This window comes from Gluconacetobacter sp. (assembly GCF_047721585.1).
Classification (GTDB): domain Bacteria; phylum Pseudomonadota; class Alphaproteobacteria; order Acetobacterales; family Acetobacteraceae; genus Gluconacetobacter; species Gluconacetobacter dulcium.
Genome location: NZ_JBDNXE010000017.1, coordinates 1 through 16,339 on the forward strand (window position 1 = coordinate 1; position 16,339 = coordinate 16,339).

Sequence of the window (16,339 nt, forward strand, 5' to 3'; positions counted from 1 at the left end):
AAACCTGCAGGCCCGCCCGGCCCAGCGCCCGCGCCACCCATCCGTTACAGGTATGGAACAGCGTGTAGCGGCTGCGCGCCGCATAAAACAGGCTCTCCGGCCGATGGCCGACCGCGATCAACCGTGGCCGGCCGTCCCGCCCTCGCTCCAGATCCCCCCCGATAAATTCCGACAGACGATCGGTCTCCTCCCGGCTCATCGGCAGCACCACCACGGCTTCCGGGCCATAGGCCCGATCGGGCGTGGTGGTCATGGCAAAGACCTGCACCACGGCCGGGCCGGGAAACGGTCCGATCAGATATTCTTCCACGCTGGACGCCGGTGCGGTGAAGAACGTCTTCTTGCCGTAACCGAACAGAACGGTCCGCGCGCCGGGAAAGATCTCGCGATAAACCGCCAGCGGGCCGGAGAGTGCGGCCACCGGCACGCCGATTTCGGTATGCCACCCCCGATCGACCAGATAGACCGCATTGCCGCCCACGGCCCGGCAGTCGGGGGTGCGGCCGGTCCCGGCACAGCCGGCCAGCAGCAATCCCAAGGCAGCCAGAACCGGCAGACGCCGTGAAACGGCACACCCACGCGTCATGCGCATCGACAGCGCCCCCGGACAGACCGGCTTTCCATGTCCCGAATATCGACCCTTCATGCCATTCCACGGTCCTGCCCGGACCGAAAAGACGCATACCTCATCGCACATGACAGCGTGCGAACCCGCCGGACGCGGACGCGCGAAACACGCCCTTTCGGCCAGACCGCCCATCAGACCATGGAACATGAACCGGCCATGCATTAAGAATTACCGGAAAGCAGGCATCAGGAGCACAGGTCGGCGTGAGCGTGAGGCAGAAAACCACCGGTTCGAACAGGACGCATGACGATCCCCCGGCCCGTCCGGCCCGGCGCGGCCGCACACAGGCCCCCGCGACGGCCGATACCGTCCCGAACCCGGAACGCCGGCAGGAAATCCTGGAAATCGCCGCCAAGCTGTTCGCCGAATATGGCTACAAGGCGACATCGATCCGCGAGATCGCCGAACGGGCCGGCATGATGGGCGGATCGCTATACTACCATATCCGCTCGAAAGAGGCCCTGTTCATCGAAATCCACGACCGGGCGCTGGACGCGGCGGCACGGCGGGTGCGCGCCGCCATGGCCCCGCACACCGCGCCATGGGCCAGGCTGGAGGCCGCATGCAGCGAGATGCTGGAAATCCAGCTCAATGCCGAATCCCTCACCCTGCCGATCATGAACAATTTCCGCTCGGTGCCCGAGGAGGTGAAAGCCGCCCTCGTCAAGAAGCGCGACGAGTTCGAAACCATCTTCCGCGACATCGTCGACGCCCTGCCCCTGCCGCCGGAGATGGACCGCCAGATCTATCGCATCCTGCTGCTGCGCCTGCTCAACACGGCGGATACCTGGTACCACGAAGGCCGCATGTCCCGTGCCGAGATCGCGATGCAGATCCTCGCGATCTTCCGCCACGACGCCCAGACGACGCAGCGCACCAAGGGCACGACGAAAAGCAGCACGAAGGCCGCCCCAAAGGAAACCCCGGCCCGCAAACGCCGCGCGGCGGCATAAGACCGGCAACGCCGGTCAGCCGCCCCCCAGCCGGCGCGACAGGTCGGCGGCAGCCTCGACCAGGCTGCGCCCCAATGTCGCGATCACCTCCGGCGTGGCCTCGCTGCGCGTAAGCGACAGCGCCAGCGCCGCCACGGCGTGGCCGGTATGGTCGCCAACCGTCGCCCCCAGGCAGAACAGCCCCTCGCGGATCTGCCCATCGTCGATCGAAAAGCCCCGCTCCCGCGTCTCGACCAGTTCCCGCCGCAGAGCGGGCAGCGAGGCAACGCTGTAGCGCGTCAGCGGCGCCGGAAATCCCTGCGCGAACAGTCCGTCCAGGTCCCGCTCCGGCCGGGCCGCCAACAGCGCCTTGCCCGTCGCGGTGAAGGGGGCGGGCAGACGCATGCCGATCCGAAACGTCACGTCCAGCGGACGGCTGGCATCCGAACAGGCGATATAAACCACCTCACCCCCGTCCAGCACCGTCATCGTCACGGTGAACCGGTCGAATCGCCGCGTGTCCGCGATGGCATGCCGGAAGACCGAGACCAGATCGGTCCGGGCCAGGAAATCGCACGCCCACCGCAAGGGGTGCGGCCCCGTTCGCAGGCTGCCGTCAGCCGCGCGCACCAGCAGCCCCAGTTCCTCCATCGCCTGCACCAGCCCATGCGCGGTGCTCTTGGGCAACCCCAGCGCGCGCGCCAGTCCGGAGGGCGTCGGCGCGTCGGAAGACGCCGCAACATGGTCCAGAATCGCCACCGCCCGGCGCAGCGCGGGCACATGCGCCCCGGCGGACCTGATCTGATCGTGACCTTCCACCGCCCCCTCCCACCTTGACCGAAGAAGCGCGACGCTCCCACAGTTCATCATGATGACCATCCGTTCAATATATTGAACGATAGGGAGACGGCAATGGTAATGCTGAAAGACCCGACCCTTCTGCGGTCGGACTGCCTGATCGACGGAAAATGGATCACAGCGCCCGGAGGCTCCGCCCCAGGACGCACCACGCCCGTGACCGACCCGGCCACCGGGCAGATCGTCGGCCAGGTGCCCGATCTGGGCGCGGCCGAGGCCGAAGCGGCCATCGCGTCGGCCGCCCGCGCCCTGCCCGCCTGGTCGGCCCGCACCGCGAAGGATCGGGGCGCCATCATGCGCCGCTGGTTCGATCTGGTGATCGCGAACGCCGACGACCTGGCGGCGCTGATGACCGCCGAACAGGGCAAACCCCTGGCCGAGGCGAAGGGCGAGGTCCTCTATGCCGCCTCGTTCATCGAATGGTTCGCCGAGGAAGCCAAGCGCATCTACGGCGAGACGATCCCCGCCCCCACCGCCGACAAGCGGCTGCTGGTCATCAAGCAGCCGGTCGGCGTCTGCGCCGCGATCACGCCGTGGAACTTCCCCGCCGCCATGATCACCCGCAAGGCGGCGCCGGCACTCGCGGCCGGCTGCACCATGATCGTCAAACCGGCCGAACAGACGCCGCTGACCGCGCTGGCCCTGGCCGTGCTGGCCGAACGGGCAGGCGTCCCGGCCGGCGTCCTGCAAGTCATCACCGGCGATGCCCGCGCCATCGGCGGCGTGCTGACCGGGTCGGACGTGGTGCGCAAGCTGTCCTTCACCGGCTCCACCGAGGTCGGGCGCATCCTGATGGCCCAGTCCGCCCCCACCATCAAGAAACTCAGCCTGGAACTGGGCGGCAACGCCCCCTTCATCGTCTTCGACGACGCGGACCTCGACGCGGCGATCGAAGGAGCGCTGGCCTCGAAATACCGCAATGCCGGCCAGACCTGCGTCTGCGCCAACCGGCTCTACATCCAGTCCGGCATCCATGACGCCTTCGCCGCCCGCCTGGCCGAGACGGTGCGGACAATGAAACTCGGCCGGGGCACCGAGCCCGGCGTCACCGTCGGCCCGCTGATCGACGAGGCCGCGGTCCAAAAGGTCGAATCCCACGTCGCCGACGCACTGGCCCAGGGCGCGACATTGGTGACGGGCGGCAGGCAACCCCCGCTCGGCGGCAATTTCTACGAACCGACGATCCTGACCGGCGTCACCCAGAAGATGAAGGTCGCGCGCGAGGAAACCTTCGGCCCCGTCGCCCCCCTCTTCCGCTTCGAGACCGAGGAGGAGGTCATCGCCATGGCCAACGACACCGAATTCGGTCTGGCGGCCTATTTCTATACCGAGAACGTCCGCCGGGTCTGGCGCGTCGCCGAGGCCCTGGAATACGGCATGGTCGGCCACAATACCGGCCTGATCTCCAACGAGGTCGCGCCCTTCGGCGGCATCAAGCAGTCCGGCCTGGGCCGCGAGGGCTCGCGTCACGGCATCGAGGAATATCTGGAAATCAAATATCTCTGCTCCGCCATAGGCTAAAAAAAACCGGCATCGGGCCAGTATCGTTCAAAAAACAAGATCAAAAGAGAATAACGATATGACCTTCACTCCCTTCGGCTTCACCACGGTCCCCCATATCCATGTGGAATGGGGCGGCGCAGGCCGCCTGGGCGAGACACTGGCCGGGCGGTTCGCTGCCCGCTCGGCCCTGCTGGTCACCGATGCCGGACTGGTCCGCGCCGGACTGATCGACCCGGTGCGGACCTCGCTGGAACAGGCCGGCTTTCAGGTCACGCTCTTCGACGATGTCGTCGCCGATCCGCCGGAAAGCGTGGTCCTGGACTGCACGGCCGCCGCACGGGCACAGGGGGCGGATATCGTCATCGGACTGGGCGGCGGCTCGTCGCTGGACATCGCCAAGCTCATCGCCGTCACGGCGGGGTCGGCACAGGATCTGGCCTCGATGTACGGCGTCGGCAACGTCACCGGCACGCGCCTGCCCCTGGCCCTGATCCCGACCACGGCCGGCACGGGGTCCGAAGTCACCAACATCTCGATCATCACCACGGGCGAGACGACCAAGATGGGCGTCGTCTCCCCCCAGCTCTACGGCGATTTCGTCCTGCTCGATGCCGCGCTGACGGTCGGCCTGCCGCGGATCCACACGGCGGCGACGGGCATCGACGCCATGGTCCACGCGATCGAGGCTTATACGTCGAAATTCCGGAAAAACCCGATCTCGGACATGCTGGCGCGCGAGGCGCTGCGCCTGCTGTCGGCCAACCTGCTGCCCGCGTGCCGCGACGGCCACAACCGCGCGGCGCGCGAAAACATGCTGCTGGGCGCCCTGTTCGCCGGCCAGGCTTTCGCCAACGCGCCGGTCGCCGCCGTCCATGCGCTGGCCTATCCGCTGGGCGGCCATTACCACCTGCCCCACGGCCTGACCAACGCGCTGATGCTGGGGCCGGTGCTGCGCTACAACGCCCGCATCGCCGCCCCGCTTTATGCCGAACTGGCCGATGTCGTCGGCGCGCCGGGCGAAGGCGACATCCACACCCGCGCGGCCGCCTTCGTCACGCATATGATGACGCTGATGGACGAAAGCGGCGCCCCCCGCCGGCTGCGCGATGTCAAGGTGACCGACAACAGCCTCGCCATGCTGGCCCGCGACGCCATGAAACAGACCCGGCTCCTGGTCAACAACCCGGTCGAAATCACCGAAGAAGACGCCCTGGCCCTGTATCGCGAGGCCTTCTGAACCGCCCGGCGAAATCCAGTCGAAACCACGAGGCCGGCAAACGGCCCAAGCCACGAAGACGCCCCACCATGACCGATATCCGGCTGTACATGTTCCAGAGCGGGTCCGTAAAATGCAAGCTGCACAACATCAAGATGAACGAAGGCAACGGCGCGGACTATGAAATCCCGATTCCCTTCTTCCTGATCACGCATCCCAAGGGCCACACGATCATCGACGGCGGCAACGCCGTCGAGGTCGCGACCGACCCGCGCGGCTACTGGGGCGCGATCTGCGACACCTACTGGCCCGTGATGACCGAGGCGGACGGATGCGTGGCCCAGCTCGCCCGCCTGGGCATCCGGCCCGAGGACGTGCGCCATGTCCTGCAATCGCACCTGCATCTGGACCATACCGGCGCGATCGGCCGTTTTCCAAACGCCACCCACATCGTCCAGCAGGCGGAATACGACTATGCCTACGCGCCCGACTGGTTCGCGGCGGGCGGCTATATCCGGCGCGATTTCGACCGTCCCGGTCTGAAATGGCAGTTCCTCAACGGCCTCGCGGACGACCATCACGACCTATATGGCGACGGCGTGCTGACCACGGTGTTCACACCCGGCCACGCACCGGGTCACATGTCGTTCCTGGTCCGCCTGCCGGGAACCGGCGCCACCCTGCTGACGATCGACGCCGCCTACACGCTCGATCACTGGGCGGAACGCTCCCTGCCCGGCTTCCTCACCTCGACGATCGACAGCGTGCGCTCGGTGCGCAAACTGCACGCCCTGGCCGAACGCACCGCCGCCCGGATCGTCACCGGTCACGACCCCGAGGCCTGGCCCCACTTCCGGCAGGCGCCCGAATTCTACGACTGAACGGATGCCGGGCCGGGCGTCAGGCCGGCCCGGCATCCGGAATCAGCAGCGCGCCGGATTCATCGGCCTCCAGCACATTGACGCACAGCCGCCGCGCATAAGCGGCCGAACCGACCGCATCGGGCACGCGATCCAGCAGCTTCATTTCATCCACATATTGCGACACCTGCACCCGCAGGTCATGCCCCACGGGGCTGATCCCCAGGCTTTCATGCCGCAGCATGGCCAGGATCTGGGCGGCATCCATGCCATCCGTCGCCTCGGCCATCAGCCCGGCGGCCTCGTCGGGATGCTGGCGGACCCAGTCCGAGGCCGCGCGCAGCGCCATCACCAGCGACGCGGCCCCCACCGGGTCGGACCGCAACAGGGCGTCGGAGAGGCCGAGGGCCAGATTGGTCCGTTGGCTGTAATGCCCGGTCGTGCTGTTCGCCAGTTCAAAGAACAGCGGATCGGGCGCGTGAAGCCATTGCCACGCCAGCGGATCGTGCGCCGCCACGGCATCGACCTCGCCAGCCCGCGCGGCGTCTTCGATCTGCGCCGGCGCCAGCGTCACCCAATGCACCGCATCGTCCGGATTGATGCCCTTGCGCCGCATCATGACCGAGAAGAACAGCCGGTCGGCCATATCCTGGTCCGTCACCGCAATGCGCATACCGGCGACATTATCCAGCCGCGAGCCCTTGACCCCACGCCGCACCAGCAGGCGAAAGCCCCCCGATTGCAGACCGGTGACCAGATGCACCGGAATCGGGCCAAGACGGTAACGGTCCAGCCAGGTCAGAATCGGCGCCGCCGCGCCCACGGCCCGTCCTTCCACCACATCGGCGATGGTCGTCCGGCCGGTTCGCGCCCCATCCACCAGCGTCACGTCCAGATTGTACGTGCCGAAAAACCGCGCCTGCGCGACATGGAACAACAGACGATTCGACGACGGCCAGGACAGGACCATCCGCCGCGCCCGACCATCCAGCACGACCTTGTGCATCACCACCGGCCGGGGGCGCTGATAATGCACCACCAAGGCGCCCACGACGGCCGCCCCTGCCGTCGCACCGCCCGCGCCAAGCAGCAGGCGCCGCCGCGTCAGGCCACGCATGGATGACCGGCCTTCTGATCCATCCCCGTCCCAGGCCCCCTTCAGCCCCTCTCCGGCGCAATGCAGGTCATCGCGCACGAGGCTTCATCGCATGGTTGGGGCCTCCTCTCCTAGCCGTCAAAAAAAAACGCATCAGGGGGTTTACCTCCGTCCCGAACCTCCGCTATACGGTGCCCCGGCGCTGATCCCGAATAGCTCAGTTGGTAGAGCAAGCGACTGTTAATCGCTGGGTCGTAGGTTCGAGTCCTACTTCGGGAGCCACCCTTTCCATCATAAAACGATGCACCGCTCACCCGGCGGAGAATGCCCCCCGCCGGAACCCGAGCCCGAGGTCTATGCGCCCCGCGATCTATGCGCCCCGATGCTCGGTCAGCATCCGCGCCGCCAACCCGCCCAGCACAGTAGCCATGATCCACCGCTGGGCCTTGGCAAAACCCGGCCTGGTTTCAAGAAACATCGCCATTCTCCCCGCAGACAGCGCAATGGCGGCATTGACCAGCACACTGATGCCGATCTGCATGGCCCCCAGCATCAGGATCTGCGCCAGCATCGACGAACCGGGCACGGTAAATTGCGGCAGCAGCGACAGATACATGACGGCGATCTTGGGATTCAGCAGATTGGTCATGAACCCCATGAGGAACAGCCGCCGATTGCCATCCGCCGCCAGCGCCCGCACCTGAAACGGCGAGCGCCCACCGGGCCGGATCGCCTGCCACGCCAGAAAGAGCAGGTAGGCCGCACCGCCCAGCCGCAGCGCATCGTAGGCATACGGCACCGCCATCACCAGCGCCGTGATCCCGAACGCGGCACAGACCATGTAGAAGACGAACCCCAGAGCGACCCCGCCCAGCGAGACCAGTCCCGCACGCGGCCCCTGACATATCGAACGCGAAATCAGATAGATCATGTTCGGTCCGGGGGTCAGCGCCATCCCCAGCGCGACCAGAGCGAACGCGGCAAGATGCGTTACGGGCAAGATCATTCTTCAATCCTCTCGTGATATGGCACCGACCGGGCTGGCATCCGCCCGCTCGCCCGGCCCCGCCGCCAGCGACGCCATCAGGGCCGCGACCGCCCCGTTCAACACGGTGCGTTCAGGGCGGACCCGCACCAGAACGCGCACCCCCATCAACACGGCCAGACAATGCCGGGCCAGATCCGCCGCCGCCAGCAGGCGCGTGATACTGCCATCCTGCTGGCCCCGTTCGATACAGTCCAGAAAGAACGCTTCGATCCGGGCGAACGTGCCCACGATCACCGGCCGGAACTCGGCATCCCGCGCCGCGAATTCCAGCGCGGCGTTCACCACCATGCACCCCTTGTTCTCCGGGTCGTTCAACGAGCGCGCCATCACGTCTTCCAGATAGCCCCGCACGCCCTCCAGCGGCGTCATGGCCTCATATCGCGCAATGCGCGGGCCGATCCCCGCTTCGATATACCGTTCCAGCGCCAGCCGAAACAACGACCGCTTGTCCCCAAAGGCATTATACAGACTGGCGGCGGTCAGCCCCGTCTCGCCGACCAAATCGCGGATCGACGTCGCATCGAACCCCTGCCGCCAGAAGCACGCGACCGCCCCATCCAGCACGGCCTCTTCGTCAAATTCTCTCGGACGCGCCATTCCAACATCCATCCACGGGTCATCGACCCATCTTGCCATACGCAACGCCACACGTCATTCTGTAACGCGCGTACTAAAACACCCCGTTCCCATGCGCCCCGATAGACTGGAGGCTTCATGATCCGCTTTTATTTCCACCCCACCCCCAACCCCGCGAAGGTCGCGCTGTTCCTCGAAGAAAGCGGCCTGCCCTACACGGTCGTCCCCATCGACACCCGCAAGGGCGAACAGCATGACCCGGCCTTCCGCGCCATCAACCCCAACGGCAAGGTCCCCGCGATCGTCGATCCCGACGGGCCAGACGGCAAACCGGCGCGCGTTTTCGATTCCACGGCCATTTTGCTCTATCTTGCCGAAAAGACCGGCCGCTTTCTCGGCACCCCGGCCGACCGGCCGGACCTGCTGTCCTGGCTGATGTTCATCGCCACCGGCCTGGGGCCTTATTCCGGCCAGGCGGTGCATTTCCAGTATTTCGCGCCAGGGGATCAGGCGTACGCCATCAATCGCTATCGACGCGAGGCCGAGCGTCATTACCAGGTCTTGAACGACCATCTGAAAGACCGCGCCTATCTCGCCGGCACGCATTATACCATTGCCGACATGTCCGCCTGGGGCTGGATCGACCGCGTGGCACGGGTCATGAACACGACGGATGACCCGCTGGCGCCGTGGCCGCACCTGAAGCGTTTCTTCCAGACCATCGACGCGCGCCCCGCGGTGGCCCGCGCCCGCGCCGTCGGGCAGGATCATGTCTTCAAGACGGCCACGGACGAACAATCGCTCCGGGCCCTGTTCCCGTCCAACTACCCGCCCACACCCTGATACCGGAGCATCACCATGACCGATTACACCCCGCCCAGGATCTGGACCTGGAACAGCGCAAACGGCGGCCAGTTCGCCAACATCAATCGCCCGATCGCCGGCCCCACGCACGACAAGGCGCTCCCGGTCGGCCGGCACCCGCTCCAGCTCTATTCGCTCGGCACCCCCAACGGCGTGAAGGTCACGATCATGCTGGAGGAACTGCTGGCCGCCGGTCATGCGGGGGCCGAGTATGATGCGTGGCTGATCAATATCGGCGCCGGCGACCAGTTCGGCAGCGGCTTCGTCGCCGTCAACCCGAACTCCAAGATCCCCGCCATGGTCGATCACAGCGGACCGGAACCCCTCCGCATCTTCGAATCCGGCTCCATCCTGCTCTACCTGGCCGAAAAATTCGGCGCCTTCCTGCCGAAGGACATTGCCGGACGCACCGAATGCCTCAACTGGCTGTTCTGGCAGGTCGGCAGCGCCCCCTATCTCGGCGGCGGCTTCGGCCATTTCTATGCCTACGCGCCGCACAAGATCGAATATGCGATCGACCGTTTCGCGATGGAGGTCAAACGCCAGCTCGACGTGCTGGACCGCCGCCTGGCGGAAACCCCGTACATCGCCGGCGACAGCTACACCATCGCCGACATGGCGATCTTCCCGTGGTATGGCGGCCTGGCCAAAGGCTGGCTCTACGGCGCGTCAGCCGAGTTCCTGAGCGTGCAGGACTACAAACATCTGCAAGCCTGGGCCGACCGCCTGCTGGCCCGTCCCGCCGTCCAGCGCGGCCGCATGGTCAACCGCACCAGCGGCGAACCGTCCAGCCAGCTTCACGAACGCCATGACGCCAGCGATTTCCAGACAGGGACGCAGGACAAACGCAACACCGCCGAATAGGCACCCCCGCTCCTCCGCATCGTCAGCCCGATGCGAGAGGAGCGGCTCCCTCAGCCGAAGATTGCTGTCAGGATCACGTACAACCAATCTTCCCGCAGGCACGACGACCTCGGTAGCCCCCTATGACGGACACCGACGATTCCATACCCCGCCAATCATCAAGGGCGTTTCTAGACCGCCGCCTCCAGCACCCGCGCCTCCACAGCATTCTCCGCCCGTATGCGCTGTGCATCCCGCGCCGGCGGGTTGCCGAACATGCGGCGATATTCGCGGCTGAACTGCGACGGACTGTCATACCCCACAGCAAAGCCCACCTCGGCGGCGTCCACCGCATTGCCCATCAATTGCCGCCGCGCCTCCTGCAACCTCAGGCGGGTACGATATTGCAGCGGGCTCATCATGGTCGCAGCCCTGAAATGCCGATGAAACGATGACGGGCTCATCCCCGCCAACCGCGCGACCTCCGCGATATCGAAGGCCTGGGCATAATGATCCCTGATCCAGGCGATCGCCCGGTTCAGATGTGACAGATTGCTGCCGGCAGTGGCGATCTGCCGCAGAACGCTCCCCTGCGGCCCTTGCAACAGGCGATAAAGCAGTTCCCGCACCGCCAGGCGACGGAGGAAGACGATATCCTCCGGCGTATCGAGCAACCCCACCAGTCGCGTCACCGGGTCCAGGACATTCCGTGTCAGGGCACTAACCGTCAGACAACGCGGGCACTGATGAGAAAGGTCTTCGGGCGCATCGCGCAGTTCCAGCAGTACATCCGCAATATCGGCCGGGTCCAGCGTCAGGCAGAGCGCGAGATAAGGCGCCTCGGGGCTGGCGTGGGTAATATGGCCGTACACCGGAAGGTCGACCGCGGTCACCATATATTTGCTGGCATCATAATCAAAGATCTGATCGCACAGCATGACCTGCTTGCTGCCCTGCACGATCACGCAGAAACGCGGCTCGTACACCACGCTCATCGGCGTGGTCGGCGCGTCGGCCCGAAACAGCAGCAGGCCCGGAATAGCGGTCTCCGTGGTCGGGGCGACGCAATGCCGTTCGATCGTATCGCGCAGGCGGTCGAGCATAGCGTGCATCCAACCCTCCGAAAGCCAGCCCCCATCCGGATCATCCGGGCAGGTCACGAAAGCCTCCCTCATTCTCCGTCACGTTAACGCATGCCCGATCCGATCACACGACTTTTCCGAGCCATCAGGAGGATTGTGCAATCATTTGATCGGATCATGCCAACCCCTCATCGTGGCAAGAAAAAATCAACAAAAAATGTCATATTATACAAAATGATATAACAGAGAGAGCCCATCGCCTCCCTTCCCAGGCCGCCGCATCGGCGCGAATCATGCAAGAACAAGAGCGGATCGCTCTACCGCCCCGATCCTTCCAGGTTGCATGATCCGACCATACGGCCCCCTCGACGCCTCCGTTCGGTTCATGCCGGACACGAACGGAAAATTCGGCGGACCGCCCCAGCCATTGCCTCCGGAACGCCCAGGCATCCGGTCCATCCATCACATAGAGAGACCCATGGGTATCGTCGCATTCGCGCTCCGACGGCCATATACGTTCTTCGTCACCGGCGTCCTGATCCTGCTCATGGGGGTCACGGCACTTTTTCGCACGCCCACCGACGTCTTCCCCGCCATCGATATCCCGGTGGTGACGGTCGTCTGGTACTATGACGGGCTGGACGCGGCCGAAACGGAAAAACGCCTCAGCACCTATACGGAATTTTCCGAGAGCTTCTTCGTCAACAACCTGCGCACCATCGAAAGTCAGACCACCCCCGGCCTGGTGCTGCAAAAGCTGTATTTCCAACCCGGCGTGAATGTCGACCTGGCGGTGGCGCAGACCGTCTCGGCCACGAACTCGATCCGCTCCTTCCTGCCGCCCGGCGTGCAACCGCCGATCATCATGCAGTACAGCGCCTCGTCCGTGCCCGTGCTGCAACTCTCGCTGTCATCCGACCACCTGACCGAGAGCGAACTGTACGATTACGGCGTCTATCGCATCCGCCAGCAGCTCGCCCCCATTCCCGGCACGATGCTGCCGCCGCCCTATGGCGGCAAGATCCGCCAGGTCATGGTGGATATCGACAGCACAAGACTGGCCGGCCTGGGGCTGACGCCGCTGGACGTGTCCAACGCCATCAATGCACAGAACCTCACCCTGCCCGCCGGGACGACCAAGTTCGGCCCCACGCAATACGATCTGCGCATGAACGGCATGCCCAACATCGCGGCCCAGCTCAATCAGGTGCCCCTGAAGCGCGACCCCAGGACCGGCGCCATCGTGCGCATCGCCGACGTGGCGCAGGTGCGCGACGGCACGGCGGTGCAGCAGAATGTCGTGCGCCGCGAAGGGCAACGCTCGGTGCTGCTGTCGATCATGAAGGCCGGCAACGCCTCGACGCTCGACGTGGTCAACGCCATCCGCGACAAGGTGCTGCCGGTCACCCGCGCCGCGGCGCCGCCGGGCATGAAGATCGACGAACTGTTCGACCAGTCGGTCTTCGTCAAGGCCGCCATCTCCGGCGTGGCGTCCGAAGCCGTGATCGCCGGCCTGCTGACGGCGGCGATGATCCTGGCCTTCCTGGCAAGCTGGCGCTCGACGCTGATCGTCGCGGCCTCGATCCCGCTGGCCATCCTGTCCTCGATCGCCATTCTTTCGATGACGGGCCAGACCCTGAACCTGATGACATTGGGCGGCCTGGCCCTGGCTGTCGGCATCCTCGTCGACGACGCCACGGTCACGATCGAGAACATCCACCGCATCCGCCACGACGGCGCCGAACTGCGGCGTGCCGTCCTGGACGGCGCCGCCGGCATCGCGCTGCCCACCCTGGTCTCCACGCTGGCGATTTCCTGCGTGTTCGTCTCGGTGGAATTCCTGACCGGCCCGTCACGCTTCCTGTTCACGCCGATGGCTCTGGCCGTGGTCTACGCCATGCTGGCCTCCTACGCCATCAGCCGCACGCTGGTGCCGATCCTGGCCGCCCTGCTGCTGGGGGCGGAAGAAGAACAGGCCAGACGGCGGCGGGAAGCCGGCCTGCCACCCGGCCGCATCGCCCGCTTCGGGCAAAGGTTCGACCATCATTTCGAACGTCTGCGCGACCGCTATGTCGCCCTGCTGCACCGGCTGATCGCCAGTTCCTGGAAGGTACCCGCACTGGCAGGCATCATGCTGGTGGCAGCGGCCCTCGTGGCCACCCAGGTCGGCCAGGATTTCTTTCCCTCCATCGATGCGGGCGAATTCCGCCTGCATGTCCGCGCCCCCGCCGGCACGCGGATCGAAAGCACCGAGAAGATCTTCGACCGCGTCGAAGACACGATCCGCCAGATCGTGCCGGACAGCGAGCGCGACCTGGTTCTGGACAATATCGGCATTCCATTCCGCTACAGCATGCCGTTCGACGACGGCACCACGATCGGCCCCAATGACGGACAGATCATGGTGGCGCTGAAGGAGCATCACCGCCCCACCGCCGATTATATCCGCACGCTGCGCACCGAACTGGCCCGGCGCTTCCCCGACTGCGTGTTCTATTTCCAGCCGGCGGACATCGTCACCCAGATCCTGAATTTCGGCATCCCGGCCCAGGTCGATATCCGCATCGCCGGCTACGACCAGGCCAACAATCGCAAGGTGATGCGCGCCATCCTGCACGAGGCCGCGCAGATCCCCGGACTGGTGGACGTACACCTGCACCAGCAGATCGCGGCCCCCGAACTGCTGATCGCCATCGACAGGGTCAGGGCCGAGGATCTGGGGCTGACGCTGAACGACGTCGCACGCAACGTCATGGTCTCGATGGCCTCGTCCAATACCGTCACGCCCAATTTCTGGGTCGATCCCGCCACCGGCATCCAGTACCCCCTGGCGGTGCAGACGCCGCAATATCGCGTCAACGGGCTGGGCGACCTGCTGAACACCGTGATTTCCCCCGCCCGGGGCGCGACCGCTACACCGTCCCTGCTCAGCAGCGTCGCCACGATCTCCCGCGGCATGGCGCAGAACGTGATTTCACACAGCAATATCCAGCCGGTTCTCGATATCGACGCCAGCGTCGAAGGACGCGACCTGGGTAGCATCGCGCGCGCCATCGACCAGATCGTCGCCCGCCATCGCGGCCAGTTGTCACCCGGTAACACCATCACGGTGCAAGGCCAGATCGACAGCATGCGCTCGGCCTTCGGCCGGCTGGGCATCGGGCTGATGGTGGCGGCGCTGGCCGTCTACCTGCTGATGGTGGTCAATTTCCAGTCCTTCACCGACCCGTTCGTGGTGGTGCTGGGCCTGCCCGGCGCGATGTGCGGCATCGTCTTCATGCTGTTCGTCACCGGCACGACCTTCTCCGTCCCCTCGCTGATGGGCGCGATCATGAGCGTCGGCGTCGCCAGCGCCAATTCGATCCTGCTCGTCACCTTCGCCAAGGAACGCCGCGCCGACGGACATTCGGCGGCCGAGGCCGCGATCGCCGCCGGACAGGCGCGCCTGCGCCCGATCCTGATGACATCGCTGGCCATGGTGATCGGCATGCTGCCGATGTCGCTGGGGCTGGGCGATGGCGGTGAACAGAACGCGCCACTGGGCCGCGCCGTGATCGGCGGCCTGATGGTGGGAACCTGCGCCACGCTGTTCGTGGTGCCCTGGCTCTACAGCCGCCTGCGCCGGCACGAGAGCCGCCTTCTCGAGGATTATCGCGATGTCTGACATCTCTTCCCCCGCCACCCCGCCATCGCGCGCCGGCCGCACGACAGGCACCGCGATCGGCCTGGGCCTGATAACCCTGCTGGGCTACGGTGCGGTCACGCATGTCGAGCACGCCCGCGCCGTCCGGGCGCTGGCCGACACCCGCCGCAACCAGGTCCCCGAAGTGCTCACGATGCGCGTCCACACCGATACGACACCGGTGGCGCTGGACCTGCCGGGCGAAACCGCCCCGCTGGAAACGGCGGCCATTGGCGCCAGGGCTTCGGGCTACATCGAAAAACGGTTCGTGGATATCGGCACCCCGGTCCATGCCGGCCAGGTCCTGGCCCTGATCCGCGCCCCGGAACTGGACCGGCAGGTCGCCCGGGCACAGGCGGCACTGGCGCAGGCCCAGGCCGACCTTGATCTGGCGCGCGTCACGGCGCGGCGATCGGCAGGACTGGTCGGCGGCGGCGCCGTCAGCCAGCAGAATTTCGACGTCGATCGCATCACCCAGCAGGCAAGGCTGGCCGAACAGGAAGCCGCACGCGCCGCGCTGGCCGACATTGCGCAGCGCCAGGCCTACACGACCATCACCGCGCCCTTCGACGGCGTGGTGACCGCCCGCACGATCGAGGCCGGAGACCTGGTCGATGCCGACAACGTCCAGGCGGCACCGCTGTTCGTGGTCGCCCGCACCGACCGGCTGCGCGTCCGCGTCCATGTCCCCCAGGACCAGGCCACCGGCATCACGGTCGGCACGCCGGCCGCACTCTCGCTGCCCGCGCGTCCCGACCAGCGTTTCAATGGCACCGTCACGCGAACCGGCCATGCGCTGGAACGCGACAGCCGCATGCTGCCCGTCGAAATCGAACTGGATAATCCGGATGGGCAACTGGCATCCGGCGTCTACGCCACCGTGCATTTCGACCTGCCGCGCACGCACGGGGTCACGCTGGTCCCCGCCGAAGCCCTGAATTACGAAGCCGATGGACTGTCGGTCGAAACCGTCTCGCCCGACAACCGCGTGACGGTGCGACACGTCACGGTCGGGCGCGATTACGGCGACCGGATCGAGATCCTCGACAACCTCCCCGACGGCAGCCAGCTCATCGTCCACCCACCCTCCGGGCTGCATGACGGCAGCACCGTAGCCCCCCACCACGATACCGAGACAAAGGGAGCCTGAC

The 16,339-nt window shown here is 66.0% G+C and carries 14 protein-coding genes and 1 tRNA gene; 9 read left to right on the plus strand and 6 right to left on the minus strand.

The window, feature by feature from the left end:
• A partial coding sequence (locus tag ABF821_RS05310; RefSeq protein ID WP_415529285.1) for a DUF2459 domain-containing protein occupies window positions 1-646 on the minus strand: 646 nt, incomplete at its 3' end.
• Window positions 647-831: 185 nt separating this feature from the next.
• On the opposite strand from ABF821_RS05310, the gene ABF821_RS05315 reads away from it, so the two are divergent.
• On the plus strand, window positions 832-1,581 hold the full coding sequence (locus tag ABF821_RS05315; RefSeq protein ID WP_415529286.1) for a TetR/AcrR family transcriptional regulator: 750 nt from the start codon (window positions 832-834) through the stop codon (window positions 1,579-1,581).
• Between the two features lie 15 nt (window positions 1,582-1,596).
• Here ABF821_RS05315 and ABF821_RS05320 read toward each other — a convergent pair whose 3' ends face one another.
• Complete coding sequence (locus ABF821_RS05320; RefSeq protein WP_415529287.1) at window positions 1,597-2,379, minus strand: IclR family transcriptional regulator; 783 nt, start codon at window positions 2,377-2,379, stop codon at window positions 1,597-1,599.
• 93 nt (window positions 2,380-2,472) lie between these two features.
• Between ABF821_RS05320 and ABF821_RS05325 the strand changes: the two genes are divergently transcribed.
• From ABF821_RS05325 to attM, 3 genes are all read left to right on the plus strand, one after another.
• Window positions 2,473-3,939 (plus strand): NAD-dependent succinate-semialdehyde dehydrogenase, encoded by a 1,467-nt coding sequence (locus tag ABF821_RS05325; RefSeq protein ID WP_415529289.1) that lies wholly within the window; start codon window positions 2,473-2,475, stop codon window positions 3,937-3,939.
• Window positions 3,940-3,997: 58 nt separating this feature from the next.
• Window positions 3,998-5,158, plus strand: a complete 1,161-nt coding sequence (locus tag ABF821_RS05330; protein WP_182973446.1) for an iron-containing alcohol dehydrogenase — start codon at window positions 3,998-4,000, stop codon at window positions 5,156-5,158.
• Window positions 5,159-5,226: 68 nt separating this feature from the next.
• Window positions 5,227-6,018 carry an AttM family quorum-quenching N-acyl homoserine lactonase gene (attM, locus tag ABF821_RS05335; RefSeq protein WP_415529290.1) on the plus strand — a complete coding sequence of 264 codons (792 nt, stop codon included), beginning with the start codon at window positions 5,227-5,229 and terminating at the stop codon, window positions 6,016-6,018.
• A 19-nt stretch (window positions 6,019-6,037) separates the two neighbouring features.
• On the opposite strand, the gene ABF821_RS05340 is transcribed toward attM, so the two are convergent.
• Complete coding sequence (locus tag ABF821_RS05340) at window positions 6,038-7,114, minus strand: ABC transporter substrate-binding protein (RefSeq protein ID WP_415529291.1); 1,077 nt, start codon at window positions 7,112-7,114, stop codon at window positions 6,038-6,040.
• Between the two features lie 185 nt (window positions 7,115-7,299).
• Between ABF821_RS05340 and ABF821_RS05345 the strand changes: the two genes are divergently transcribed.
• Window positions 7,300-7,375 (plus strand) — tRNA-Asn (locus tag ABF821_RS05345).
• Window positions 7,376-7,463: 88 nt separating this feature from the next.
• Here ABF821_RS05345 and ABF821_RS05350 read toward each other — a convergent pair.
• Complete coding sequence (locus tag ABF821_RS05350) at window positions 7,464-8,099, minus strand: LysE family translocator (protein ID WP_415529292.1); 636 nt, start codon at window positions 8,097-8,099, stop codon at window positions 7,464-7,466.
• A 3-nt stretch (window positions 8,100-8,102) separates the two neighbouring features.
• Window positions 8,103-8,738 (minus strand): TetR/AcrR family transcriptional regulator, encoded by a 636-nt coding sequence (locus ABF821_RS05355; RefSeq protein ID WP_415529293.1) that lies wholly within the window; start codon window positions 8,736-8,738, stop codon window positions 8,103-8,105.
• Between the two features lie 117 nt (window positions 8,739-8,855).
• Between ABF821_RS05355 and ABF821_RS05360 the strand changes: the two genes are divergently transcribed.
• Together ABF821_RS05360 and yghU are read left to right on the plus strand one after the other, a co-directional pair.
• The gene (locus tag ABF821_RS05360) at window positions 8,856-9,560 is read left to right on the plus strand and encodes a glutathione S-transferase family protein (RefSeq protein WP_415529294.1); all 705 of its coding nucleotides are present in this window, start codon (window positions 8,856-8,858) and stop codon (window positions 9,558-9,560) included.
• Window positions 9,561-9,575: 15 nt separating this feature from the next.
• Entirely contained in the window at window positions 9,576-10,445 is an 870-nt protein-coding gene (yghU, locus tag ABF821_RS05365; protein WP_415529295.1) for a glutathione-dependent disulfide-bond oxidoreductase, read from the plus strand.
• Between the two features lie 170 nt (window positions 10,446-10,615).
• Here the strand turns inward: yghU and ABF821_RS05370 are convergent, their stop codons facing one another.
• Entirely contained in the window at window positions 10,616-11,536 is a 921-nt protein-coding gene (locus ABF821_RS05370) for an AraC family transcriptional regulator N-terminal domain-containing protein (RefSeq protein WP_415529296.1), read from the minus strand.
• Between the two features lie 448 nt (window positions 11,537-11,984).
• On the opposite strand from ABF821_RS05370, the gene ABF821_RS05375 reads away from it, so the two are divergent.
• Both ABF821_RS05375 and ABF821_RS05380 read left to right on the plus strand, forming a co-directional pair.
• On the plus strand, window positions 11,985-15,170 hold the full coding sequence (locus ABF821_RS05375) for an efflux RND transporter permease subunit (protein ID WP_415529297.1): 3,186 nt from the start codon (window positions 11,985-11,987) through the stop codon (window positions 15,168-15,170).
• Entirely contained in the window at window positions 15,163-16,338 is a 1,176-nt protein-coding gene (locus ABF821_RS05380; RefSeq protein ID WP_415529298.1) for an efflux RND transporter periplasmic adaptor subunit, read from the plus strand. The genes ABF821_RS05375 and ABF821_RS05380 overlap by 8 nt, the downstream gene beginning before the upstream one ends.
• Window position 16,339 lies beyond the last annotated feature (1 nt).

Excerpts from the sequence above, each read along its gene's own strand:
- ABF821_RS05325 (WP_415529289.1), top strand. The coding sequence starts at position 2,473 with ATGGTAATGCTGAAAGACCCGACCCTTCTGCGGTCGGACTGCCTGATC.
- ABF821_RS05330 (WP_182973446.1), top strand. The coding sequence starts at position 3,998 with ATGACCTTCACTCCCTTCGGCTTCACCACGGTCCCCCATATCCATGTG.
- attM (WP_415529290.1), top strand. The coding sequence starts at position 5,227 with ATGACCGATATCCGGCTGTACATGTTCCAGAGCGGGTCCGTAAAATGC.
- ABF821_RS05340 (WP_415529291.1), bottom strand. The coding sequence starts at position 7,114 with ATGCGTGGCCTGACGCGGCGGCGCCTGCTGCTTGGCGCGGGCGGTGCG.
- ABF821_RS05350 (WP_415529292.1), bottom strand. The coding sequence starts at position 8,099 with ATGATCTTGCCCGTAACGCATCTTGCCGCGTTCGCTCTGGTCGCGCTG.
- ABF821_RS05355 (WP_415529293.1), bottom strand. The coding sequence starts at position 8,738 with ATGGCGCGTCCGAGAGAATTTGACGAAGAGGCCGTGCTGGATGGGGCG.
- ABF821_RS05360 (WP_415529294.1), top strand. The coding sequence starts at position 8,856 with ATGATCCGCTTTTATTTCCACCCCACCCCCAACCCCGCGAAGGTCGCG.
- yghU (WP_415529295.1), top strand. The coding sequence starts at position 9,576 with ATGACCGATTACACCCCGCCCAGGATCTGGACCTGGAACAGCGCAAAC.
- ABF821_RS05370 (WP_415529296.1), bottom strand. The coding sequence starts at position 11,536 with ATGCACGCTATGCTCGACCGCCTGCGCGATACGATCGAACGGCATTGC.
- ABF821_RS05375 (WP_415529297.1), top strand. The coding sequence starts at position 11,985 with ATGGGTATCGTCGCATTCGCGCTCCGACGGCCATATACGTTCTTCGTC.
- ABF821_RS05380 (WP_415529298.1), top strand. The coding sequence starts at position 15,163 with ATGTCTGACATCTCTTCCCCCGCCACCCCGCCATCGCGCGCCGGCCGC.